The sequence below is a fragment of the Nocardiopsis sp. NPDC058631 genome (assembly GCF_042716955.1).
In the GTDB taxonomy this organism is placed as follows: Bacteria; Actinomycetota; Actinomycetes; order Streptosporangiales; family Streptosporangiaceae; genus Nocardiopsis.
This window is the reverse complement of record NZ_JBHXQY010000015.1, coordinates 52,168-75,564: the sequence shown is the minus strand read 5'-3', so window position 1 is coordinate 75,564 and position 23,397 is coordinate 52,168. Positions and strand designations below refer to the sequence as shown.

Below are 23,397 nucleotides of genomic sequence, written 5' to 3'. Positions count from 1 at the left end.
CCGGTGGAGGCCGCCGGGTCACGCGGCGCTCCCCTGCGGCGCCCCTACAACCCGAGCAGGGTGCGCAGGTGGCGCGGGGGCGGGGAGCCGTGGGCGAGCATCGCGTCGTGCCGGCCGCGCTCGGTCAGCGAGGGGCGCGCGACGGCCAGGTCGCGGGCGATGTCGGACACCTCCGCGTAGCCCACGTAGTAGGTGGACAACTGGGCGCTGGTGAGCTGGGCCCGGCGCCACTTTCCCACCGCCTCGCCCTCCTCCTGGTGGCCGCGCCGGGTCAGCAGGGAGACCGCCTCCGCCTCGGCCAGGTCACCCGCGTGCAGGCGCACGTCCAGGATCGCGTTGAGGATCATCCTCAGGCGCATCTTGAGTTGCACCAGGCGCAGGGCGAGGTTCTCCCTGGGGTCCTCCGACCAGCCGTGACGGGCGAGGACCTCCTCGGTGTAGACCGCCCAGCCCTCGATGAAGGTGCCGCTCCAGAGGACGTTTCCGACCCGGGTGCCGCCGGTGTGGCGGGCGGCGTGGGCGAGCTGGAGGGCGTGGCCCGGCACCGCCTCGTGGACCATGAGGTTGCGCAGCATGGCCGCGTTGTACTCACGGAAGAACGAAGCCCGGCGCTCGGCGGGCCAGTCGGCGGGCGGCGGGGCGACCGCCACCAGCGTCGGCTGGTCCCGGGCCCGCGGGTCCAGGGGGCCGGGCGGGTCGCAGTAGGCGACGGACACGCCCCTGCGCGCCTCGGGCATCGGGATGACCCGGACGGGGTCGTCGTACACCGTCACCAGGTCGAGCTCACGCACCCGCTCGCCCAGGTGCAGGAGCGCGTCAGCGCAGGCCGGGCGCACGGTGTCGGCGTCGGTCGCGTTCTCCGCGGCGAGCGCCGACAGCACCTCCGCCACCTGGCCCTGGCGGCGGGGGCGGCCCTCGTACTCGGCGGCGACCTCGGCGATCGCCTCCTCCGTGGCCAGCAGGTCGCTCTCCGCGCGGACCAGGAGCGCCTCCGGCGACAGTTCGGAGTCGAGCGTGTACCAGAGCTGTGCGGCGAAGTCCCGGGCGCCCAGGCGGGGGTCGGCGGTGGCGCCCCCGAGCTGCCCCCTGAGCCAGTCCGCGTACTCCTCCACCGCGGCCAGCGCGGCCTGCCGCTCCGGTTCGAGCCCGGGCGCCGCCGACGCCTCCTCCCGCGCGGCCAGCGCGGGCACGGCCGAGGTGAGCATGGACCGGGCGCCGTCGAGCTGCGCCAGAGCCGTCTCGACGTGCACACGGGGCATGCCCGGCCCTTCTGACAGGCGGGCGCGCGCGGTGGCGAGGTAGTCGGGCAGGGCGGCACAGCGGGCGGCCAGCGCGGCCAGGCGCTCGGGGAGCGGGAGGGTGTCGCGTTCCAGGAGGGCGTGGACGGCCTCTCCGGGAGAGTGCATGAGCGGATCCCACGTGTGGGGGCGAAGTTCCGCGGTGTGCCACAGGTCGGCGCTGATCCTCGACCGCAGGACCTCCAGGTCGACCAGGTCGCCCGCGGGGATCAGGTCGCCGTCGATCTCGTCGAGGGATCCGAGGGCGTCGGTGAGCACCGCGACGCGGCGGGTGTCGGCCTGCACCGACAGGTCGGACAGGCGGGCCGCACCCCTGGTGTCGCCCAGGTCCAGCGCCCACTCGGGGGCTTCGTCGAGGAGGAAGTCGAGCACCCGCTCGGCCACATCGCGGAACCGCCGGGTCATCGCCTCTGCGTCGGGCTGGGAGGAAGAGCTCATCCCGCCATGATGCCAGCACGAACGCCCGGTTCCCGCGTCGCGGGAACCGGGCCGTGCTCTGTGCGGGACCCCGGCCCGGGTTGGCCCAGAAGCCTGCGGGCTAACGCCAGGAGTTCTGACCGCCCGTGGAGGTGGGCTGTCCGGCGGCGCCCTCGGGGTCCCCCACCGTGATGGCGTGCTCGACGAGGGTGATGAGCGTCGACTTGGTGGAGGCCTTGTCACGGGCGTCCACCTGGACGATGGGGATCTCCGGGCTGAGCGTCAGAGCGTCCCGGACCTCGTCCGCGGCGTGGGGGTAGTAGCCGTCGAAGCCGTTGATCCCCACGATGAACGGCAGGCGCGCCTCCTCGAAGTAGTCGATCGCCGGGAAGCAGTCCGCCAGACGGCGGGTGTCCACCAGCACGACGGCACCGATCGCGCCCTTGACCAGGTCGTCCCACATGAACCAGAACCGGTGCTGTCCGGGTGTTCCGAACAGGTACAGGATCAGGTCGGAGTCGAGGGAGACGCGGCCGAAGTCCATCGCCACGGTGGTGGTCTGCTTGTCCGGCGTCTTGGCGAGGTCGTCCACCCCGACGCTGGCGCTGGTCATGACCGCCTCGGTGGTCAGCGGCACGATCTCGGAGACAGAGCCAACGAATGTCGTCTTCCCGACACCGAAGCCCCCGGCGACGACGATCTTGACCGACGTCATCGCGTTCCCCCCAGCACCGCCTTCCTCGGCTGGGCTAGAGCTTGCGAAGTCCACTGAGCACCCTTTCAAGCAGGTTGGTGTTGGGACGGGCTTCGTTGTTGAGCGAGGACCTGATCTGGACCAGTCCCTGCTCGGACATGTCCGCCACAAGCACCCGCGCCACACCGAGCGGCATCCGCAACAGCGCGGAGATCTCCGCCACGGAACGCCATTCCCGGCACAGGTCGCTGATCGCCTGCCATTCGGGCGTCAGCGTCCCAGACTCGTTACGGGCCGCGGCGGTCGCCGAGATCAGAGCTTCCAGGGGAAGCTGCGACTTCGGCTTGGTGCGTCCCTTGGTGACCGCGTAGGGGCGGACCAGCGAACTGGGCGCGCTCCCCGCAGCGGGTCGTTGTTCATACTGTTGTTGGATTGGTCGAGGAACATCTCCGCCGCCCGGCGCAGCCGGCATTCCCCCGTGAGGGGGTCCGCCCGGCTGCTGCCCGAACCACGAGGCGCTCCCGGCATCTCTACTGTGAGGTGCCACCACTTCCTCCTGTCGGTGGTGGATCAGTGGATTCCCGAGGTGCGCGCCGTTGGTGTCAGCGCCCGCCCCGCCCGCTCGACGAGCAGGGTCATCTCGTACGCGACCAAGCCGAGGTCGCTTTCCGCGGCAGCCAGGACCGCGAGGCAGGAGCCGTCGCTGATGGCCATGATGAGCATCAGCCCCCGCTCCATCTCCACCACGGTCTGGGCGACCGCCCCACCTTCGAACACCCGGGCCGCACCCTGCGTCAGGCTCGACAGGCCGGAGGCGATCGCCGCCAGCTGGTCGGCCCTGTCAGCCGGGAACCCCGCCGACGAGGCCAGCGGAAGGCCGTCTGAGGAGACGACGATCGCGTGGGCGACGTCAGGGACCCGGTCGGCAAAGTCAGTGATCAACCAGTTGAGTTCATTCACCTGTCGACTCATCTGATCTCCTGTCCAATTCGCCGGTTTGGTCTCTCGGCACTGCTACCGCCGGCACGGCATGTGACAGCACTGCCTCTAGGCACTGCCCGGCCCCTCCCGTGGGGGTGGCCGGGAGTCTGGTGTTCTGCTCTGGTCGAGCGATGGGTCCGGCGCATCCGAGAAGCTCGGTAGATGCTATTGCATCCAGCTTCCCCGAATAAGGGGGACCCCGTCCCGCCAGGTTCCACTGGGGTCACTCCTCCGCACCTTCGCCGAGCTGGCTGCGGCCGTCACGGACACCCTTCTGGAAACCAGAGAAGCGGTTTCGGACACGGTCCGCACTACGAGTGGGCATCTGCTTGAAGTTCTCCGGCTTGGGGGCTGTTCCTGGGACAAGGTTTGCCTTGGGAACCCGTTTTGGCAAGCCCGAGGTCGTCAGACCGCCGGCGAGCGGCTCGGCAGCGGTGCGCGCGGCCTTCCATCCGCGGTCGGCGGCGGAGTTCCACTCCTGCTCGGAACGGGTGTCCTGGTCGGTTGAGGCGGTCTGGGAGCGGGGGGCGGGCCGGGTCGGCTGCGCCTGTCGGCCCTGGTCCGGGTCGACCTGCGGGATCGGACCGGTCTCGGTGGTGTCCACCGTGGGTCCGCCCGTACGGCGCTTGAACCAGTTGGACTCGATCGCGTCGAAGATCGGCAGCGAGTCGTTGTCCTCGCCCGAGGGGCTCGGCGGCACGACGGTGTTGTTCGGCCCCTGGGTACCTCCGTAGCGGCGGGAGAGGTAGGCGGTCGAGCCGTACCCCTCACGCGTGTCGCCGCCGCCCGAGCGCCAGTTCCCGGTGTCGTTGGACGACGGGGCCTGGGGCTGCTGGGTACCGGTGCTCCAGTCGGAGGTGACGGCCGGGAAGGTTTCGGTGTCGTCGCTCCGTGCCGGGGCGGCCGGGCGCTCGTGGGCGCCGGTCGCGTCGCGGCCCGCGTTGTCGTCCCTGCCGAACCCGTTCCGGTCGGCGTGTCCGCCGCTCTGCGACGACGACCCCGCGTTGCCGAAGCCGTCGTAGGATTCGGTCGCCCCGGCCGGGCGCCGGAAGGCGCTGGTGTCGGTGACGGGGCGCCGGAAGGACCCGGTGTCGGCGGGACGGCTGAACGATCCGGTGTCGGAGGAGCGGCCCACGGACCCGCTGTCGCGGAAGGGCGAGTCACTCCCCGCGTCGGAGCGGGGTGCCGGGTCGAAGAGGCTGCGGCCGCCGGTCTCGGGCTTCGGAGGCTGCTCGTCCTCCTCGGGCGCGTCGTAGGGGTCGACGACCGGTCGGCCGTTGGCTCCGGTGTTCGCGCTGGTGGCTCCGGAACCCCTGGAGGTGCCCCAGACCGAGTCGGCGTCGGAGTCGGGCTTGCGCCAGAGGTCCTGGCCGCTGGGCGGGTGCTCGTCGCTCCGGGCGGTGGTGGGCTGGCGCTTGGGCAGTCCGCTGAGGTCACCGGCTCCCGCCCCGGTCTCCTGGGTCTGCCAGGGGTCGCCGGGCTCGGTCGCCGCCGGGCTGGAGGCGAAGGCCGCCTGGGCGTCGGCGAAGGTGTCCGGGGCCCCGGAGGTGAGCTCGGGCCGGCTGTTCGCCCCGCCGAGGGCGTGCTGCCCCTCCACGGGGGTGATCAGCAGGTCCGGCGGGAAGGTGACGTGGGCGGTGGTGCCGCCCCCGTGCGCCTCCTCGATGCGGAGCGTGACGCCGTGGCGGTGGGCCAGGCGGGAGACCACGAACAGGCCCATGCGGCGCGAGACGGCGACGTCGATGACCGGCGGGGCGGCCAGGCGGGCGTTGATCGCCGCCCGGTCCTCGGGGGCCATGCCGATGCCGCTGTCGGTGACGTCGACCTGGACGGCGCCGTTGTCGAGGGACTTGGCGCTGACCAGGACCTCGGTGTCGTGCGGGGAGAACGAGGTGGCGTTCTCCACGAGCTCGGCGACGAGGTGGATGACGTCGTTGACCGGGCGGCCGAGCACCGAGATGTGGGAGGGGGCGCGCACGTTGACGCGCTCGTACTGCTCGACCTCGGAGACCGCGCCACGGAGGACGTCGACCAGCGGGACGGGCTGGGCCCACTTGCGGGTGTTGTCCTGGCCGGACAGGACCAGCAGGTTCTCGTTGTTGCGGCGCATGCGCGTGGCGAGGTGGTCCAGCTGGAACAGGTCGGACAGCCGGTCGGAGTCCTGCTCGGACTGCTCCAGGCCGTCGATCAGGCGCAGCTGCCGTTCCACCAGGGTCTGGCTGCGGCGGGACAGGTTGACGAACATCGCGTTGACGTTGCTGCGCAGGGCCGCCTCGTCGGAGGCCAGGGTCAGGGCCACGCGGTGGACGTCGTCGAAGGCGCGGGCCACCTCGCCGATCTCGTCGTTGCTCTCGACCTCGATCGGGGTGACCTTGACCGTCTCGGGAACCGAACCGGCCTCCTGCATCCGGTTGATCGCGTCGGGCAGGTCGCGCTCGGCGACCCTGCGCGCGCCGTCCTCCAGGGTGCGCAGCGGGCGCACCAGGGAGCGGACCACCACGGAGGTGAGGATGAAGACCGCGAGAAGCACCAGGGCGACGAGGACGAGGTCGGTGAGGGCGCGCGTCATGGCGTCGGCCCGCAGGTCGTTGGCCTCGCCGGCGATGCCCTCGGCGATCTCCTCCTCGACCGTCTGGAGGCGCTCCAGGGCGATGTCGGCGATGTCCTTGTACGCGTCCGGGCCGTCGTTGGCGGTCACGCCGGTCAGCTGGTCGTCGCGCTCGGCGCGGTACATGACGCGCATGCGCATCGTGGAGACCTGGCTGACCTCCAGACCGGTGAAGTACTCGTCGAAGACGGCGCGCTGTTCGGTGGACGCGGCCTGGACGAAGTTGGAGATCTCGTTCTCGTAGCGGGCGCGGCTGGAGTCGATGGCCTCGGAGATACCGCCGGTCATCGAGTCGCGGGCCAGCGAGTGGCTCATCAGCGCGGTCTCGTACGAGAGCTGGTCACGCGCGTTGGAGAGCGCGGTGAGCGTCCGGACGCTCTCGCGGAGGTCGGTGTCCCCGGTGTCGTCCGCGATCGTCTGGTTGAACTCGGTCAGAGCCCGGGAGACGGTGCGGTACTTGGTGACGACGGGAAGGACCGTGATGCGGGTCTCGTCGACCTCGGTGCGCAGGGCGTCCAGGGTCGAGATCTGGCTCCGCATACCGGTGAGGCGGGTGTTGGCGATGGAGCCCTCGACCTCGCCGATGTCGTCGAGCCGGGCGGTGAGGCTCTGCTGGAGGTTGCGGGTGGCGTCGCGCTCTTCCTCCATCTCCTGCCTGAGCTCGTCGGACCGCCGCACGGGGTCGGCGTTGTCGGAGATGTACACCGCGCTGGCGGTGCGCTCACGACCCAGCTGGTTGGCCAGCTGCACGATGAGGACGCCGACTTCGGCGCGGTCCTCGATGTGCGCGTGGGTGACGGTGGAGACCGCGGCCTCGTAGACCCTCAGCCCGCCGAGCGCGAGCGCCACGGCGGTGGGGATGACGATGAGGGCCACCAGTCGGGAGCGCACCCGCCAGTTGCGTGGCCGCCACCATTTGGCTCTGCGCTGGGGCTCGGCGCCGGCGTGTTCGGCCTGCGCCGCCGCGCTCTGAGCGCTGGCCCCGTCTTTTGTCGCTCGTGTCGACACGGACCCTCGCAACCTTTCGTGTCACCGCCTCGAGCGGTTGGTTGGACCCCAGGGGCCGACCGCTCCGGCCGAAGACTCTTCGGGAAAAACGGTGGAGACCACGTGGGCCACCGAACCAGGAGCGGTGGGGAATGTGGGGAGATGTGAAGACTGTCCGCCGGACTCGCCTGGGAGGAGAGGCTCCGCACACCCAAAAGCTTCAGTGGGTGCGCGTGCGGTGGATAGCGTACCAATGCGTGCGAAGGTATCGCTTCCGCCGATTGGCGGCGATCGACAAGATCATCTTCGTCCACCTGACAGCATAATGCCCCCAATGTCGGCATTATGGCTAATCCACCAGGTCAGGCACAGGGACCGAAACCCGCCCAGGGGGTTGGGTAACTTTTTGGACACACCATCTGCTTACCCACCAAGACCACCCCGACATGACATCGTGACACGACGTAGACGCAGGTCCTGAGGAGGAAGCGGAGATGCGTGCCCCGTCCTGCCCATATTCGACTACCGTGCGTAATGAATTGCGGTCGAAGCGTTCTTCTGCCGGGAGGGCTTCCGCACCCCGAAACTTGCCCATTTCGGTCACCGATGCGCTGCCGCTGAGCCTCGCGGTGCTCCTCACCCTGGCCTCCGCCCCGGGAGCCGCAGCCGACGACACCGCCGGGGAGTCCGCCCTCGGGGACGTGCGCGTCCAGTTGGCCGAGCTGCGCGCGGACACGGAGGTCCTACGACAGGAGGCCCTCGGCAAGATCGAGCGCTATGACGAGGAGAGAGAACGTCTGGAGGAGTTGACCGAGCGGAGCGACCAGGCCGCCGAGCGCGCGGGGACCGCGGGGGAACGAGGAGAGGAGTCCCGGCTCTCCGCCGCCCGGCAGGCGGCGGCGGTCTACATGGGCGCCGACGTGGGACCGGTACACGCCTGGGGCGGATCCGAGGGCCCCTCCGGGATGCTCGAACGCGGCGCCCTCCTGCACCTGCTGGGAGAGCACCGCGCCGCCGACCTCGACCGGGCCGGGGCGGCGCGGGTCGCGGCGGAGACCGTCCGCGGACTGGCCGACACCGCCGAGCGGGAACAGGCCGAGGCGACCGAGGCCGCTGCCGCCGCCCGGGAGGAGGCGGAGGAGGCCGTCGCCGAGCAGGAGGAGCGCACGGGATGGCTCCTGGCCGAGCAGACCCGCCTGGAGTCGCGGCTCACCGGGGTCCGCGATCCGGGCGGACAGGAGCGGCGCCGCGAGGAGACCCTGCGCAACGCGCGCGCGGCCTTGTCATCCAACGATGACAACAACGGCGAACGAAACAATGACAAAGACGAAGAAAACGGGGAGGGACGGAAATCCTCCGCGTCGAATGCGGAGACGGGATGCACGGCGGGTGACACCATCACCCACGCCAACGGCCGGGTACCGGAGTCGGTGCTGTGCCCCCTCCCCCAACCGGGAGAACGGCTGCGGGCCGACGCCGCCGAGGCCTTCATCGAACTCGACGGCGCCTACCGCGGGGAGTTCGGCCGGCCCATGTGCGTGACCGACTCCTACCGCCCCTACCACGAGCAGGTGAGCCTGTTCCGGGAGATGCTGCCCGGTATGGCCGCCGAGCCCGGCACCAGCCAGCACGGGCTGGGAGTGGCCGTGGACCTGTGCGGTGGCGTGAACGAGGTCGGCTCACCCGAACACGAGTGGATGCTGGCCCACGCCCCCGGGCACGGCTGGGACAACCCGCTCTGGGCACGCGGCGGGTTCGAGCCCTGGCACTGGGAGTTCGCTCCCTGACTCCGTCCGCGCTCCGGACCGCCCGGCCCGGGGCAGCCGGTCAGACCTGCGAGCCGACCCGGACCTCGAAGGTCCCCAGGACGCCCGCGTCCACGAACAGCTCGTCGTTCTCGTCCAGGCGCGGGGTGGAGACCGGCAGCAGGACGCGCACGCCGCCCGCGCCGGAGGGTCCCGAGACCAGCCACTCATGGGCCGGATCGGCGATCCCCCGACCGACCTCCCTGTCGTCCACCGAGGCGCTCAGCTCCAACGGCGCCCCCGGCATCTCGTCGGCGGTGGTCAGGACGGGTCCCAGGCTCAGCTGCACCGCCGCCCCCTCCGCGTCCAGCCACAGGCAGGCGGGCGTATAGGCGCTCGCCGGACCGTCGCCACCGGCGACGGCCGCCACGCCCACCAGCGCCGAACGCGCGGCGGGCAGGACCGCGTCGTCGGCGCCCCGCACGAGTTCGGGATGGATCTCCCACACCTCGCGGTCGACCAGCGCGGGAACCAGGACCGTCGGCCTCACCGGGGCACACATGCGCGCCTCCGGTTCGACGATGATCTCGACCGGTGCGGCGACGGCCCGCAGGCCGGCCGCGGCCAGGGCGTCGCCGCCCGCGCCGAGCAGGTCGGCCAGACTGCCGGGGTCGGGGCTGCCCAGCACGTCCCCGTCGTCCAGGACCCCGACGCGCTCGCCCCCGCCACTCGGCGAGAGATAGGTCACCCAGCGCATGTGCTTCTCCTTTTCCAGGCGGGGGCGGGAGTCCTCAGAGGGCGGCGGTCGGGCTGTGCTCCTTGCCCGTCCCGGCGCACCCCCGGCAGGGTTCGTCGATCCTGAGCCAGACGATCACGCCGCTCCCGTCCCGGTGCGGCCGCTCGGGCCGCCACCACCCCGTTCCGGAACAGAACCGGCACTCGACGCCTTCCTGGTCGCACCACCCGCACGACGAAATCGCGCACCGGGCGTGTGTCGGTCCCCGCATCGGCTCCATGCGCTCCCACCGTCTCCCGCGAAATCGCGACCAGCCTCGCACAACGGCCGTGTGCGAGTCCAGCCGGGCTGCGGCGAACAGGCGGGTCACAGGCGTTTTCCGGGCCTCCCCTCCGCCTGCGCGGGGGTCAGCCGGACTCGCGCACCACCAGGTGCGTGTCGAGGATGACCGTCTCCGCCTCGACCGTCCGGGGGATCGCCACGTCGACGAGCAGGCCGGCCATCTCCCGGCCCATCTGGACCGTGGGCTGGTGGATGGTGGTGAGCGGCGGGTCGCTGTGCTGGGCCATGACGGTGTCGTCGTAGCCGACCAGGGCGACGTCGTCGGGTACGCGCAGCCCCCGCTCGCGCAGCACGCGCAGACCGCCGATGGCCATCATGTCGGAACCGGCGAACACCGCGTCGGGCTTCAGCCCGGTGTCCAGGAGCCGTGTCATCGCCTCGGCGCCCCCCTCCACGCTGAAGTCCCCCCGGACCACGAGCCGCTCGTCCACCTCGAACCCGGCGGAGGCCATGACCTCGCGGTAGCCGCGCAGGCGTTCCTGACCGGCGTTCATGTCCATCGAGCCGGTGATGGTGGCCACACGGCGGTGCCCGCGGTCCAACAGGTACCGGGTGGCCGCGTGGGCGCCGCCGTAGTTGTCGATGTCGACGCAGTAGGGGGCGGGCTGGTCCGGGGAGTGGGGACGGCCGCCGTGCACGACCGGCACACCCGCCTCGGCCAGGCGTGTGGAGAGCGGGTCGTCACGGTGCTGGGAGACCAGGAGCGCCCCGTCCACGTGGAAGCCGCTGAGGTAGTCCCCCACCCGCTTGTGCTCGGCCTCGGTACGGGCCGTGGTCAGCATCAGCTGGAGGTCGCGCTCGTGCAGGACCGAGCTGACGCCTCGGATGATGTCGGCGAAGAACGGGTCGGCGAACAGCCGGTCGCGCGGTTCGGAGACGACCAGCGCGATCGTGTCCGTCCGACGGGTGACCAGGGTGCGCGCGGCCTGGTTGGGGCTGTAGCCCAGTTCGGCGATCGCGTTGTGCACGGCCTCCCGGGTGTGCGGGCTCACCTGGGCTGAACCGTTGATCACCCGGGAGACGGTTCCGCGGCCGACTCCGGCCCGCTCCGCCACCATCTCCAGGGTCGGACGCTGCCGACCGCCACCGCTCTTGGCCACTTCGAGGCTCCCTCTGGGGTTCGTGTTCCACCGACCCGGGATCGTTTCCGGGGCGGTGGTGTGTTCGACGGGCGATTCCATGGTGTTACCCCTCCGGGAACGACCGTGTGGGGTGCCCCGGAGGGCACCCCACTGTCGTCCGCGGCCCACCGGGCCGCCGGCGCCTGCGCGCCCGCGTCTAGCGTGTGGGGAACCGACCCGTCCCCGCCAGTGTGGCGTACCAGCGCCCGCTGTCCTTGACGGTCCTTCGCTGGGTCTCGTAGTCGACGTGCACGATCCCGAAGCGGCGGGAGTACCCCCACGCCCACTCGAAGTTGTCCAGGAGCGACCAGGCGAAGTACCCGCGCAGGGGCACCCCGGCGCGGACCGCCTCCTTGGCCGCCCTCAGGTGGCCCTCGTAGTAGTCGGTGCGGTCGGTGTCGTGGACCCGGCCGTCCTCGGTCACGGTGTCCTCGAAGGCGCAGCCGTTCTCGGTGACGTAGAGGTCGATCCCGCCGCTCTCCCCGGCCAGGCGCTGGAGCACGTCGTACAGACCGGTGGGGTCGATCTCCCAGCCCATGTGGGTGACGGGCAGGCCCTGGGAGACGTGCACCTCCTCCGGGTCGGCACCGAGCCAGGCGCCCCCCTCGCCGCTGACCAGCGCCGGGTCCAGACCCTTGGCGGAGGCCGCGACGAACTCGGGCGAGTAGTAGTTCACACCGAGGAAGTCCAGCGGCGCGGAGATGGTCTCCAGGTCCCCGGCGGAGACGAAGGAGAAGTCGCTGATGTCGGCGAGGTCCTCCAGGACGTCCGCCGGGTAGCGGCCCTTGAGGATCGGGTCGGTGAAGAGCCTGTTGCGCACCCCGTCCGCGCGGCGTGCCGCGCGGGCGTCGGCCGCGGTGGGGCCGTGGGGGCGGATGACCGCCTGGTTGTGGGCCAGGCCCACCTTGGAGGGGTGACCCGTCGAGCGGATGGCCTCCGTCGCCAGGCCGTGGCCGAGCAGCAGGTGGTGGGTGGCGGCCAGGGCCTGGGCCGCGTCCTTGTGGCCGGGGGCGTGGTGGCCGTTGTGGTAGCCGAGGAAGGCCGAGCACCAGGGCTCGTTGATGGTCATCCAGTGGCTGACGCGGTCGCCGAGGGCCTCCGCCACGATCTGGGCGTAGTCGCGGAAGCGGTAGGCGGTGTCGCGCGCGGGCCAGCCCCCGGCGTCCTCCAGCGGCTGGGGCAGGTCCCAGTGGTACAGGGTCGCCCAGGGCTGGATCCCGGCGTCCAGGAGGGTGTCGACGAGGCGGTCGTAGAAGTCGATCCCGGCCTGGTTGACGGCGCCGGAGCCCTCGGGGACGATCCGGGGCCAGGCGACGGAGAAGCGGTACGCACCGAGGTTCAGCTCGCGCATGAGCTCGACGTCGTCGGCGTAGCGGTGGTAGTGGTCGTCGGCGGGGTCACCGGTGTCGCCGCCCAGGACCTTGCCGGGTGTCTCGGCGAAGGTGTCCCAGATACTGCGGCCCCGGCCGTCAGCGGTGGTGGCGCCTTCGATCTGGAACGAGGCGGTCGCCGCCCCCCAGAGGAAGCCCTCGGGGAAATCGTTGCGGTTGCTCACTTCTTCGGTACGCACCTTCCTTGACGAGGGGACATCGTTATGGGAGCGCTCCCACAAAACAAACAGAGTAGTACCTCGATGTCAATCGACCTGACCCAGGCCGAAACCCAACCGTTACGCGGGCGCCGAGGCCGCGGCCCCGGCGCCCGGGGCTCAGTCCTCGGAGGATCCTCCGCCGAAGGGGATCACGATGCCCTCCCAGCGCTCCTCCATGAACTGGCGCACCTCGTCGCTGTGCAGCAGCTCGTCGAGCCTGACCATGTCCTCGGCGGCGGCGTCCTCGGACCGCACCACCAGGCCGTTGGCGTACTCGCTGTCCTCGGTCCCCTCCCAGGCCAGAACGTCGGCCGTCGAGAGCAGGTCCGCCTCCAGGGCGTAGTTGCCGTTCACCACGGCCGCGTCCAGGTCCTGGAGCGAGCGCGGCAGCTGCGCGGCCTCCACCGGCGTGAGGACGAGGTCGAGGGGGTTCTCCTCGATGTCGTCGACCGACGGGGCGCTCCCACCGGTGTCGGCGAGCGTGATCACGTCCTCCGCGGCGAGCAGCTCCAGGGCGCGGCCCATGTTCGAGGTGTCGTTGGGCACCCCGACCTCACCGCCCTCGGGCAGGTCGGCCAGGTCCGTGAGCTCCTGGGAGTAGACACCGAAGGCCTCCAGGTGCACATCCGACACGTAGCTCAGGTCCGCGTCGGGGTTGCCCTCCAGGTACTCGTCCAGGAACGGGGCCGTCTGGTAGTAGTTCGCGTCCAGCTCGCCCTCGGCGAGGGCGGCGTTGGGCTGGTTGTAGTCGGTGTAGACCACGATGTCCAGGTTCAGGCCCGCGTCCTCGGCCAGGTTCTCGTTGACGAACTCCAGGATCTGCGCGTGCGGCATCGGCGTGGCGCCGATCCGCAGCGTCGTCAGGCCCTCGGCGTCGGTGCCCTCCTCGGCCCGCTCGCTGGGGCTGCCGCAGGCCGCCAGCGCCGCCGCCAACCCCGCGGCGGCGACCCCGCGCGCCACTCGTGCCGTGGTACTCCCCGTCATCGCTGTCCCCTTCCTCGTCGGTCAGAAAAATCGTCGGGGGGCGGGGGGTACGGCCGGGGCGGGCGCGCGGCCCGCCCCCTCGGGTCCTCCCGGCGGTTCGGCCGACCGCCGGTCAGCGCCGGTCAGCGCCGGTCAGCGCCGGGACAGGCGGCGCACCAACAGGTCGCCGACGCTCTGGGCCACCTGGACGATCACGATCAGCAAGATGACGGTGGCCCACAGGTAGTGGTCGTTGAACCGCTGGTAGCCCTCCCGGATGGCCAGGTCCCCCAACCCCCCGCCGCCGATGGCGCCCGCCATCGCCGAGTAGGAGATCAGGGCGACCACCGTCATCACCAGGCCCGCGATCAGGCCGGGCAGCGCCTCGGGCAGCATCACCTTGCCGACGATCGTCGACCGGCGGGTGCCCATCGCGTGCGCGGCCTCGACGACCCCGCGGTCCACCTCCCTCAGGGAGGTCTCCACCAGCCGGGCGAAGAACGGGATCGCACCGATACTCAGGGGCACGATCGCCGCCGTGGGCCCCAGGGTGGTGCCCACCAGGAACCGGGTCAGGGACAGCACCGCCACCATCAGGACGATGAAGGGGAGCGAGCGGCCGATGTTGACGACGGCGCTGAGGACGGCGCGCACGGCCGGGGCCGGGGTCAGCCCTCCCCTGTCCGTGGCCACCAGCAGTACCCCCAGCGGCAGCCCGACCAGCACGCTGACGAGGGTCGACCACACGACCATGTAGAGGGTGTCCTGGGTGCTCAACCACAGGTTGGGCCACATGTTCGGCCAGTCCTGGACGAACGCGACGATCGCGTCCCAGGCGTTGCCGCCGTCGGCCGCGGCCGAGGCGAGGGTGAGGACGTCGACGGGGTTGGTCATCACTTTCCGGCCTCCTCGACCAGTAGGCCGTGCTCGGACAGGTAGGTGAGCGCCTCGGTCCGGCGCGCTCCGCGCATGTCGACGCTCAGGCGGCCGACCGACTGCCCGGCCACCTGCTCCACACCACCGCCCAGGATGTTGACGTCGACGTCGAAGCGCCGGGTCAGCTCGGACATGAACGGCTCGTCGAAGGAGCGCGGGTAGGTGATGAACACCGTCTCCGGGCCGCCGTTGGCGGGCAGCGGGAAGAGGGAGCGCGCGAGCAGCGACCCCGGGGTGCCGATCAGGTCGAGGACCCTGCCCGACTCCAGGAAGACGCCCTTCTCCATGATCGCCGCGGAGTCGCAGATCCGCTTGATCACGTCCATCTCGTGCGTGATGAGGAGGATGGTGAGGCCCAGCTCGTCGCGCAGGCGTCGCAGCAGGGCGAGGATCGAGTCGGTGGTGGCGGGGTCGAGTGCGGAGGTCGCCTCGTCGCTGAGCAGCACCTGGGGGGCCGAGGCGAGCGCGCGGGCGATACCGACCCTCTGCTTCTGGCCGCCGGAGAGCTGGGCGGGGTAGGCGCGCGCCTTGTCCCCGAGTCCCACGAGTTCGAGGAGTTCCCCCACGCGGGCCCGCCTGCCCGCCCGGTCGACACCGGAGACCTCCAGGGGGAATCCGACGTTCCCGGCGACGGTGCGCGAGGACAACAGGGCGAAGTGCTGGTGCACCATGCCGATGTTGCGCCTCGCCGCACGCAGCCGGGCTCCGCGCAGCGAGGTGAGTTCCTCGCCCGCGACCGCGACCGTTCCGGCGTCGGGGCGCTCCAGGAGGTTCACCGAGCGCAGGAGCGTGCTCTTGCCCGCGCCGCTCTGGCCCACGACTCCGAAGATCTCGCCGGGTTCGACGTGCAGGTCGACCCCGTCCAGAGCGGTCACCTGGTGTTTCTTCAACCTGTAGGCCTTGTGCAGGCCCACTGCGTCAATCACGGTTATCCCATCGACGTCTCAGCGGTGGTCTCACGGCGCCCTGTCAGGGAACGCGGGGGCTGACTCGGCGTGGGAACGCCCACGTCCGAGCGTACGGAGCACTCCGCGGGCGGGCGGTGGCGACGCGCCGGTGCGGTTGCGCACGGCGGGTCGTCGGGGGCGGTTGGCGCCCCCGGGTGCTTCGGAAGGTCCGACGCCGCCTCACGGCGACGTGGCCGGGCCCGGACCGGCCGGCGGGGGACCCTACGGGCGGGCCTGGGGGCCCGTGCGGGCGCGACAGCAGCCCCGAGGAGGGGTCGGACACTCCGTGGTGCCGTCCACCGGAGCGGGGATGGTGGTCGCTAGGTCGCGCGCAGGAGCCTTCACGGTCACAAGCCAACCATGGCGGACCAGCGGCTTCACCTGAATTTCCACCCTAGATCAGGTTATTTAGACCACATTGATGTGTTTGTCTGGTGGTGGAATCGTCCCGTCTCTCCCGAATCCTCGCGCGAGTGCCTACACTCAAGAGCATCCCGTGACTCTCACCCTCTGCCGCAGGCACGCGCGAGGAGGCCGGGGCGAGGCCGCGACGGCGGCCACAGGCCCCGTTCGGGATAAAGACGAGACGCAGCGCCCGCACCCCTCCCGTGTCCGACGGGGGTGTGCGCGGGCCCGAGGAGCGACCACACAGTGCAGTCCGACGACCTGAGCCGAGTGGACGATTTCGCCGACTTCTGGGCTCCCGACCCCACCGACCACGCGCGGGGCGAAACCCTCTTGCGGCTGCTTCCGGCGATCGCGGGGCCCGGTCGCGCACGCGCGGCCGCCCTCGTGGCAGGCCTGATCGGAACGTTCCTGGTCCTTCCCCAGGCCGCCGTCGCGGCGGCACCCATGGACCCCGAGAGCATGAGCTCCCTGAGGGAGCGCGCCGACAGCCTCAGTGAGGACTACAACGGTGAGCTCCGCGACATGGAGGGCGTGATCGAGGAGGCCGAGCGCGCCGAGACGCGCGCCGAGGGCACCCGGGGCGACGTCGACGAGGCACGCGAACAGGTGCGCGCGCTGGCGGTCGCCACCTACACCAGTGGCGGCATCGACCCGTCGATGTCGCTGTTCGTGGAGGCCGACCCCGACACGGTCATCGACCGGGCCGTGGTCGTCGACTACCTGGCCACCAGCAACCAGGACAAGATCGACCAGCTCGACCAGGCCCTCACCCGCGACGAGACCGCGCAGGAGGCCGCCGAGGAGCAGCTGGCCGAGGTCGAGTCGGACCTGGACGAACTGGAGGAACGCCGCACCGAGGTGGACCGGCTGATCGCCGACCACCCCGAGCAGCCGATGGGCGGCCCGTACAACATCACCCCGCGCACCGAGCTGATGCGCCAGCGGGTCATCGACGAGTTCGGCGAGGGCCAGGACGTGGGCGGCGTGGGCTGCTACCGGGCGGTCGGGGGATGGGTCGTCGGCGAACACCCCCTGGGGCGGGCCTGCGACTTCATGCTGGACCCGAACGGCGGGATGCCCTCGCAGGAGGAGGTCGACCGCGGCTGGGCGATCTCCGAGTGGGCGATGGAGCACGCCGACGACTACGGGATCATGTACATCATCTACCGGCAGCAGATCTGGGACGTGCGCCGCGGCGACACCGACTGGCGTGCGATGTCGGACCGGGGCAACATCACCGAGAACCACTTCGACCACGTGCACATCTCGATGTTCTGATAACCGCGCGTATTGCATCCGATGCACCATTCGCACGCCCCGTGAAGTCGTTCCTGCAGGTGAAACGCCTAGAAGAAGACCATCGACTCAGGTGTACAGACACTCCACCTCCGATCTGCCCACCTGCGATTTTGGCGTTTCCACCACGCGCCCTCTGCATCTGATGCACGATTCACGCATCGGATGCAGAGGGCGCCTCGGGTTGGAACGAGTGGCTATCGAGGGTGCCGCGCACCTGATCCCCGCTGACGGGGTGGTGCCGCCGCACCCAGCGGAGGCCATGTTCGAGGCCATGCTCACCGGCCCCCGCTACGGTCGGGCCGACGAGTGCAAGCAACGCGAGAACGCCCAACGATCCATCGAACCCCTGGACAGCCCAGTGGGCAGCTCCTTCTCCACGGGCTCCACCGCAGGAGCCGAAGGGGGCTCAGAGGAGCATCCTGCAACCACAACCAGTGCGGCCATCGCGGCCGACGAACGCATCATGGGAAAGCCGTAGCCATCCCGGCGACGGCCCGCTTCCAGCAGATGTCAACCCGTGAGCGTTCGCACGCCTTGAAAAAGAACCTCCGCCACTACGCAGTCATTGCGTCAGACGTGGGACCTGCAAGCCGAAACCACGCGTCTTCCCTGCTCAGGCGAGGTATCACGTCGATCTGCGTCCGTCGGTGTCACACCCGCGCGTCGAGGAACCGAGCGATCAACCCCGCCACGGCCCGGGGCTCCTCGATCATCGGAAGGTGTCCGGTGCCCAGGTCGTGATGCCAGTCGGCGCCGAGGCGTTGCGCGCACCGTCGTTGCAGCGCCGGCGGCAGCTCGCGGTCACCGGTAGTGCGCACATAGCCCCGCCGGCCGTCCCACGCCCCGCGACCGACCCGGTCGCGGTAGTAGCCGGGCGACTCGGGGGTGAAGTCGGCGATGATGCGGTCGATGACCTGGTCGTCGAGGCCGTGGGCCAGACCCCGCCGGAGCACGGAGTCCGGTGGCCGGGTCCCGGCGAACCGCATCACGGCACCGAGCACCCACCGGTTCGGCACCGGCATCGCCGAGATGAACGATCCACCCGTCGGTGGGATCACCGCACTCACTCCCAGGAGCGCGGTGACGCGCTCAGGCACACACCGAGTGATCTGCGCACCGATCACACCGCCACCCGAATGCGCGACAAGGGCGAACTTGCCTTCCGGCACCGAGGCGAGCGCGGCCTGGACATGGTCGTCCAGCCGCGCCTTGGTGCTCTCAGGCCGCGAGGCGACCCTGGTCTCTCGTCCGTCGCCCAGGTCGCGTCGGACCTCATCCCAGATCCAGGCGGGAAGCCCCGCGCCGCTGAGGAACAAGACCGGCTCACGTGAATTACTCATAACACCATCCTCACGGCCGAACATGTCACCTGTATGGCACTATTTTTATGTGAATCGCACCGAACGCCTCTACGCCCTACGTGAGGAGCTGCGGCGCGCCGGACCGGCCGGGCGCACCGCCGAACGCCTCGCCGAGATCTTCGAGGTCAGCGTCCGCACGATCAAACGGGACATCTCGGCCCTGCAACACGGCGGCTTCCCCGTCTGGGCACGCCCCGGACCGGGCGGCGGCTACGTGGTCGACGACGCCGCCACCCTGCCGCCGGTGAACTTCACCGACGCCGAGGTCTCCGGGCTCGCCGCCGCCGTGGCCGCCCACCGCGGACAGCCCTTCGACAGCCACGCCCGCGCCGCGTTGGTCAAAGCACTCAGCGTCATGGACGCCAACGCCCGAGAGCGCGCCACCGCGCTCAACAACCGCGTATGGATCGACCGCACCGACACCCCCGGCGATGCCCGCACCCGCCACACCATCGAGCAGGCATGCCACGAACAGCGCGTGCTCGTCGTGCACTACCGCGACCGGCACGGCAGGCAGACCGTCCGCCGCATCGACCCCGTCCTCCTCGCCCGAACCCAAGGACACTGGTATCTCATCGGGCACTGCCGCACCCGCGAGGCGATCCGCTGGCTGCGCCTCGACCGCGTGACCGCCGCGCACCTCACCACCGAACCCGCGCTCGACATCCCCGTTGAGGCTGTCGGCGCCCCACCCGCCACTGCCAAGGCCGTCACGGAGACCTGACCCGCCAGACACGGACGAGGACGGCCTGGTCCTCCGTGGAGGAGTGCTGCGAGGGGGACCACCAGGGCTGGCAACCCCGGGAGCAGTGCGCATTCGCACTCCTTGGGAAAGACCCTCCACCACCAGGCCGACGCGGTGTCGCCGGTGGCCGGTTCCGGTCAGCGGCGGCGCCGCGCCCCACCCCCGGCCCCCACGCACCCACGCACCCACGCGCGGTGACGACGGGAGGGGCCTCGGGTGACCCTCGGCGCCGGAGGTTCCGTACCGGACAGACACCCCCAATACCCCGGACCCGACCCCGGAGTCCAGGAACCGGCGTCACGATTGAGTCACGCGAACCATGACCTCGCACGCAATCGACACGAAACAATGACGATTCACCCTGTTACCCCTGGTCCGGGCTGCCGCGAGGACACACCCCGCGGTTAGGATGCACACGTCCCGACCTCGGTCCGAAGGAATCCTCCGGCACCGACCACCTGTGATCGGCACCCCCGGCCCCCGGGACCCTCCTCACAGAGACGGGGAACGCCCCGCCCCACTCCTCCGCCCTCGCCCGCGGGAAGGCAGTAGCGGTAGGTGCGCCTCCCCTCACACGGCCCCGGGTCACTGCGAGCGTGCTCCGGCACGATCGCGCGGTCCGGGAAGTCGTGAGAACCCACAGGCGCTCACACGCGTCCCAGACAACACGGCCAGCACATCACGGGCGAGGGGAGCCATGAGCGAAAACGGACCTTACAACCAACCACCGCAGAACCCCTACGGTGGCGGGGACAACAGCGGGGGCCAGCCCCCCTACGGTGCCCCGAACACGGGCGGCCAGCCCGGATACGGTGCCCCCACTGGTCCCGGCCAGGGCTTTCCCGGCCAGGACCAGCAGATGTACGGCGGCGGCCAGCCCCCCTACGGCGGTGGCCCCGGATACCCCCAGCCCCAACAGCCCCCGCAGCCCCAGGGCGGCGGCAAGGCCGGCCTGTGGGTCGTCATCGGCGGCGGCGCGATCATCATCGTCCTCGTGATCGCGGTCGTGGTCATGCTGGTCACCAACGGCAACAACGGGACGACCGTCGCCACACCGGGCGGGGGCGAGCCCTCGGCGAGCGCGGAGGAGACGGCCGGAGGCGACGACGAGCCGGCCCCGGAGCCGGACACCGACGCGGCCCCCGCGGGGGAGCCCCCCTACTCCGTCCCCACCGAGCCCTGCGACGCCTTCACCGAGCAGGTCACGTCCGACTTCCTCATCACCGACGGCGGCAACAAGTCCGTCCGCGACGAGAACTCGTACTGCGACACCCTCGACGCCACGCCCCCGGAGGGCAACGCCTCCGACGGCTACGCCTCCTTCGAGGTCGTGTACCAGACCCCGTACTCCGCCGCCGACTCCGTCGAGGCCGCCACGACCCAGTTCCAGGACACGGTCGAACAGATCACCGGCGAGAGCGAGTACAGCACCCTGTACGACGCCGACGACGTGGAGGAGAGCAAGGAGGTGGAGCTCGGGGACGAGGCCCACTTCATCCTCACCAAGTACGACTTCGTCGGCGACCTCATCCCGCAGGCCGTCCTGCTGGTGCGGACCTCGAACATGACCGTCCAGATCACGTACCAGCTGCACCCGTCCTTCACCGGTGAGGACTCCGCAGAGGACCTGGTCCTCCCCGACAACGTCGAGGAGCTCATGCTCAACGCCGGCGCCGACGCGCTGGCCGTGGTCGGCACCTGACCGTCCACCGCAGGCGGAGAGGGGTCGCGGCTTTCGCCGCGGCCCCTCTCCGCTTACCGCGCCCCGGCGCGGAGGCGGAAGGCCCCGGAGGGCTCCTCTAGCGGGCGCCCGGCAGGTCGGCGCGCACCCGGCGGGCCGCCTCCACCATGTTGCGCAGGGCCTGCTCCGCCTCGGCGTAACCGCGCGTCTTCAGACCGCAGTCGGGGTTGACCCACAGGTTCCCGGCGTCGATGTGCGCGACGGCCAGCCGCAGCGAGCCCTCGATCTCCTCCACCGACGGCACACGCGGGGAGTGGATGTCGTACACGCCGGGTCCGATCCCCCGCTTGTAGCCGCGGCGGCCCAGGTCCTCCACCAGCTCCATACGGGAACGGGCGGCCTCGACACTGGTCACGTCGGCGTCCAGCGCCTCGATCCCCCCGACGATCAGACCGAACTCCGAGTAGCACATGTGCGTGTGGATCGTCGTGGACGGGGACACACCGGACGTGGCCAGGCGGAAGGAGTTCACCGCCCAGTCCAGGTACGCCCCGCGTCGCTCCTCCCGCAGCGGCAGGAGCTCGCGCAGGGCCGCCTCGTCCACCTGGATGTGGCGGATACCGGCGCGCTCCAGGTCGGCGACCTCGTCGCGCAGAGCCAGACCCACCTGGCGGGCGGTCTCCCCGAGCGGCTGGTCGGTGCGCACGAACGACCAGGCGAGCATGGTCACGGGGCCGGTCAGCATGCCCTTCACCGGCTTGTCGGTACGCGACTGGGCGTAGGTGATCCACTCGACGGTCATCGGCTCGGGGCGCGAGACGTCGCCGAACAGGATCGGCGGACGCACGCACCGCGAACCGTAGGACTGCACCCAACCGTTCCCGGTGGTGGCGTAACCCTCCAGCTGCTCGGCGAAGTACTGGACCATGTCGTTGCGCTCGGGCTCGCCGTGCACGAGCACGTCGAGGCCGATCTCCTCCTGGAGGGCGACGACCCGGTCGATCTCCTCACGGAGGATCTGCTTGTAGGCCTCCTCCGCGAGCTCGCCGCGGCGGTGCGCGGCGCGGGCACGGCGCAGCTCCGCGGTCTGCGGGAACGACCCGATGGTGGTCGTCGTCAGCGGGGTGTCCACGGGGGTGCCGCGGTTCTGGGGGCGCTCGTAGGCGTCCGGGCCCAGGGCGGCCAGGCGGGCGCGCACGCGCGCGTCGGTGAAGGCGGGGTTGCCGCCGGCGCCGCCACCCGTGTACTCGGCCTCCGCCCCCTCGGAGAGGACGCGGCCGAGGAGTGCCGTCTCCTGCGCCTTCTGCTTGGCGAAGGCCAGCGCCTCGCGCAGCTCGGGGGCGAGGGAGGTCTCCGCGTCCAGGTCGATCGGCACGTGCAGGAGCGAGCAGGACGTGCTCACGGTGAGCTCGTCCGTGAGGGCGAGCAGGGTACCGAGCGTGGCCACGGCGGCGGGGACGTCGGTGCGCCAGACGTTGCGGCCCTCCACCACCCCGGCGACCAGACGGGTGCCGCCCAGCCCGGAGACCTTCACCAGGTCGTCGATGCCCTCGCCGTCGGTGACCAGGTCCAGGCCGACGGCCTCGACCGGAGAGTCCTTCAGGACGCGCAGGGCGGCGGCTCCGATGGAACCGAAGTAGGTCGAGACCAGGAGGGAGGGGCGCTCGGTGAGGGAGCCCAGGCGCTGGTAGGCGCGCTCCAGGAGGCCGACGGCGGCGCGCCCCTCGTCGGTGGCCAGGATCGGCTCGTCCACCTGCACCTCGGTGGCGCCCGCGGACGCGAGGTCCGCGAGGAGCTGGGCGTAGGCGTCCAGGAGCTGGTCGAGCAGCTCGATGGGCCTCCATCCCTCGGGGGCGTCGTCGGCGGCCTTGGCCAGCAGGAGGAAGGTGAGCGGGCCGACCAGGACCGGACGGGTCGAAAAGCCGGCCTCGGAGGCCTCGCGGAACTCGGCGACGGGCTTGTCGCCGACCAGGCGGGGGCGGGTGCTCGGCGACAGCTCGGGGACCAGGTAGTGGTAGTTGGTGTCGAACCACTTGGTCATCTCCAGCGGCGGAGCGCCCTGCTCGCCGCGGGCGAGCGCGAAGTAGCGGCGCAGCTCCTCGTCGCGGTCGCCGGCGGCGGCCGGAGAGGTGAACCGGGAGGGCACCAGGTCGAACAGGACAGCGGTGTCCAGGACGTGGTCGTAGTAGGAGAACGTGTTGGACGGGATGTCGTCGACACCCGCCTCGCGCAGCTGGGCGTAGACGCCCCTGCGCAGGTCGGCGGCGATGCCGTCCAGCTCGTCCGCGGTCGTCCCGCCCTTCCAGTACGACTCACTGGCGCGCTTGAGCTCGCGGTTCGGGCCGATCCTCGGGTATCCGTGCACGGTGGAGCGCACGGAGGGCCGGGAGGCCCCGGAGGTGTAGGACATGAGCTTCTCTCCCTCGTCGAAAGCCGGGTACCGGCCGCGAGGCGAGCGAGGACGCGGGCATGCCGGAGGCCACACCGCGGGCGTGTGCACCTGCTGCCGCTCCTCGGCCCTCCCTCGGGGCACGGGA

19 protein-coding genes are annotated in these 23,397 nt (G+C 71.0%); 5 read left to right on the top strand and 14 right to left on the bottom strand.

What is annotated here, in order from left to right; genetic code table 11:
- Window positions 1-44: 44 nt before the first annotated feature.
- The 5 genes from ACFWTE_RS08025 to ACFWTE_RS08005 all read right to left on the bottom strand — a co-directional run bounded on the left by ACFWTE_RS08025 (window position 45) and on the right by ACFWTE_RS08005 (window position 6,889).
- Window positions 45-1,736 carry a DUF885 domain-containing protein gene (locus ACFWTE_RS08025; protein ID WP_378778573.1) on the bottom strand — a complete coding sequence of 564 codons (1,692 nt, stop codon included), beginning with the start codon at window positions 1,734-1,736 and terminating at the stop codon, window positions 45-47.
- 100 nt (window positions 1,737-1,836) lie between these two features.
- A complete protein-coding gene (locus tag ACFWTE_RS08020; protein WP_017565656.1) occupies window positions 1,837-2,430 on the bottom strand; it encodes an ATP/GTP-binding protein in 594 nt (197 codons plus the stop codon).
- 34 nt (window positions 2,431-2,464) lie between these two features.
- Window positions 2,465-2,881 carry a DUF742 domain-containing protein gene (locus ACFWTE_RS08015; RefSeq protein ID WP_378778572.1) on the bottom strand — a complete coding sequence of 139 codons (417 nt, stop codon included), beginning with the start codon at window positions 2,879-2,881 and terminating at the stop codon, window positions 2,465-2,467.
- Between the two features lie 98 nt (window positions 2,882-2,979).
- The gene (locus ACFWTE_RS08010; protein WP_014909276.1) at window positions 2,980-3,381 is read right to left on the bottom strand and encodes a roadblock/LC7 domain-containing protein; all 402 of its coding nucleotides are present in this window, start codon (window positions 3,379-3,381) and stop codon (window positions 2,980-2,982) included.
- Between the two features lie 232 nt (window positions 3,382-3,613).
- Window positions 3,614-6,889: a nitrate- and nitrite sensing domain-containing protein gene (locus tag ACFWTE_RS08005; RefSeq protein WP_378778586.1), complete on the bottom strand. Its 3,276-nt coding sequence runs from the start codon at window positions 6,887-6,889 to the stop codon at window positions 3,614-3,616.
- Between the two features lie 683 nt (window positions 6,890-7,572).
- Between ACFWTE_RS08005 and ACFWTE_RS08000 the strand changes: the two genes are divergently transcribed.
- Window positions 7,573-8,772 carry a D-alanyl-D-alanine carboxypeptidase family protein gene (locus ACFWTE_RS08000; protein ID WP_378778571.1) on the top strand — a complete coding sequence of 400 codons (1,200 nt, stop codon included), beginning with the start codon at window positions 7,573-7,575 and terminating at the stop codon, window positions 8,770-8,772.
- A gap of 40 nt (window positions 8,773-8,812) precedes the next feature.
- Here the strand turns inward: ACFWTE_RS08000 and ACFWTE_RS07995 are convergent, their stop codons facing one another.
- From ACFWTE_RS07995 to ACFWTE_RS07965, 7 genes are all read right to left on the bottom strand, one after another.
- Window positions 8,813-9,487 (bottom strand): hypothetical protein, encoded by a 675-nt coding sequence (locus ACFWTE_RS07995; protein ID WP_378778570.1) that lies wholly within the window; start codon window positions 9,485-9,487, stop codon window positions 8,813-8,815.
- Window positions 9,488-9,521: 34 nt separating this feature from the next.
- Complete coding sequence (locus tag ACFWTE_RS07990) at window positions 9,522-9,746, bottom strand: hypothetical protein (protein ID WP_378778569.1); 225 nt, start codon at window positions 9,744-9,746, stop codon at window positions 9,522-9,524.
- 127 nt (window positions 9,747-9,873) lie between these two features.
- Window positions 9,874-10,908 (bottom strand): LacI family DNA-binding transcriptional regulator, encoded by a 1,035-nt coding sequence (locus tag ACFWTE_RS07985; RefSeq protein WP_378778568.1) that lies wholly within the window; start codon window positions 10,906-10,908, stop codon window positions 9,874-9,876.
- Window positions 10,909-11,086: 178 nt separating this feature from the next.
- Window positions 11,087-12,484 carry a GH1 family beta-glucosidase gene (locus ACFWTE_RS07980; RefSeq protein WP_378778585.1) on the bottom strand — a complete coding sequence of 466 codons (1,398 nt, stop codon included), beginning with the start codon at window positions 12,482-12,484 and terminating at the stop codon, window positions 11,087-11,089.
- Between the two features lie 153 nt (window positions 12,485-12,637).
- Window positions 12,638-13,504, bottom strand: a complete 867-nt coding sequence (locus ACFWTE_RS07975) for a MetQ/NlpA family ABC transporter substrate-binding protein (protein WP_378778567.1) — start codon at window positions 13,502-13,504, stop codon at window positions 12,638-12,640.
- 132 nt (window positions 13,505-13,636) lie between these two features.
- On the bottom strand, window positions 13,637-14,377 hold the full coding sequence (locus ACFWTE_RS07970) for a methionine ABC transporter permease (protein WP_378778566.1): 741 nt from the start codon (window positions 14,375-14,377) through the stop codon (window positions 13,637-13,639).
- The gene (locus ACFWTE_RS07965) at window positions 14,377-15,333 is read right to left on the bottom strand and encodes a methionine ABC transporter ATP-binding protein (protein WP_378778584.1); all 957 of its coding nucleotides are present in this window, start codon (window positions 15,331-15,333) and stop codon (window positions 14,377-14,379) included. Before ACFWTE_RS07965 ends, ACFWTE_RS07970 begins: the two co-directional genes overlap by 1 nt.
- A 684-nt stretch (window positions 15,334-16,017) precedes the next feature.
- Between ACFWTE_RS07965 and ACFWTE_RS07960 the strand changes: the two genes are divergently transcribed.
- Together ACFWTE_RS07960 and ACFWTE_RS07955 are read left to right on the top strand one after the other, a co-directional pair.
- Window positions 16,018-17,052 carry a coiled-coil domain-containing protein gene (locus ACFWTE_RS07960; protein ID WP_378778565.1) on the top strand — a complete coding sequence of 345 codons (1,035 nt, stop codon included), beginning with the start codon at window positions 16,018-16,020 and terminating at the stop codon, window positions 17,050-17,052.
- Window positions 17,053-17,263: 211 nt separating this feature from the next.
- Window positions 17,264-17,551, top strand: coding sequence for a hypothetical protein (locus tag ACFWTE_RS07955; RefSeq protein WP_378778564.1), 288 nt, complete (start codon window positions 17,264-17,266; stop codon window positions 17,549-17,551).
- Between the two features lie 172 nt (window positions 17,552-17,723).
- On the opposite strand, the gene ACFWTE_RS07950 is transcribed toward ACFWTE_RS07955, so the two are convergent.
- Complete coding sequence (locus ACFWTE_RS07950) at window positions 17,724-18,413, bottom strand: alpha/beta fold hydrolase (RefSeq protein ID WP_378778563.1); 690 nt, start codon at window positions 18,411-18,413, stop codon at window positions 17,724-17,726.
- Between the two features lie 49 nt (window positions 18,414-18,462).
- On the opposite strand from ACFWTE_RS07950, the gene ACFWTE_RS07945 reads away from it, so the two are divergent.
- Both ACFWTE_RS07945 and ACFWTE_RS07940 read left to right on the top strand, forming a co-directional pair.
- The gene (locus ACFWTE_RS07945; RefSeq protein ID WP_378778562.1) at window positions 18,463-19,158 is read left to right on the top strand and encodes a helix-turn-helix transcriptional regulator; all 696 of its coding nucleotides are present in this window, start codon (window positions 18,463-18,465) and stop codon (window positions 19,156-19,158) included.
- A gap of 718 nt (window positions 19,159-19,876) precedes the next feature.
- A complete protein-coding gene (locus tag ACFWTE_RS07940; RefSeq protein WP_378778561.1) occupies window positions 19,877-20,881 on the top strand; it encodes a DUF3558 domain-containing protein in 1,005 nt (334 codons plus the stop codon).
- 97 nt (window positions 20,882-20,978) lie between these two features.
- Here the strand turns inward: ACFWTE_RS07940 and metE are convergent, their stop codons facing one another.
- A complete protein-coding gene (metE, locus tag ACFWTE_RS07935; RefSeq protein ID WP_378778560.1) occupies window positions 20,979-23,270 on the bottom strand; it encodes a 5-methyltetrahydropteroyltriglutamate--homocysteine S-methyltransferase in 2,292 nt (763 codons plus the stop codon).
- Between the last annotated feature and the right edge of the window lie 127 nt (window positions 23,271-23,397).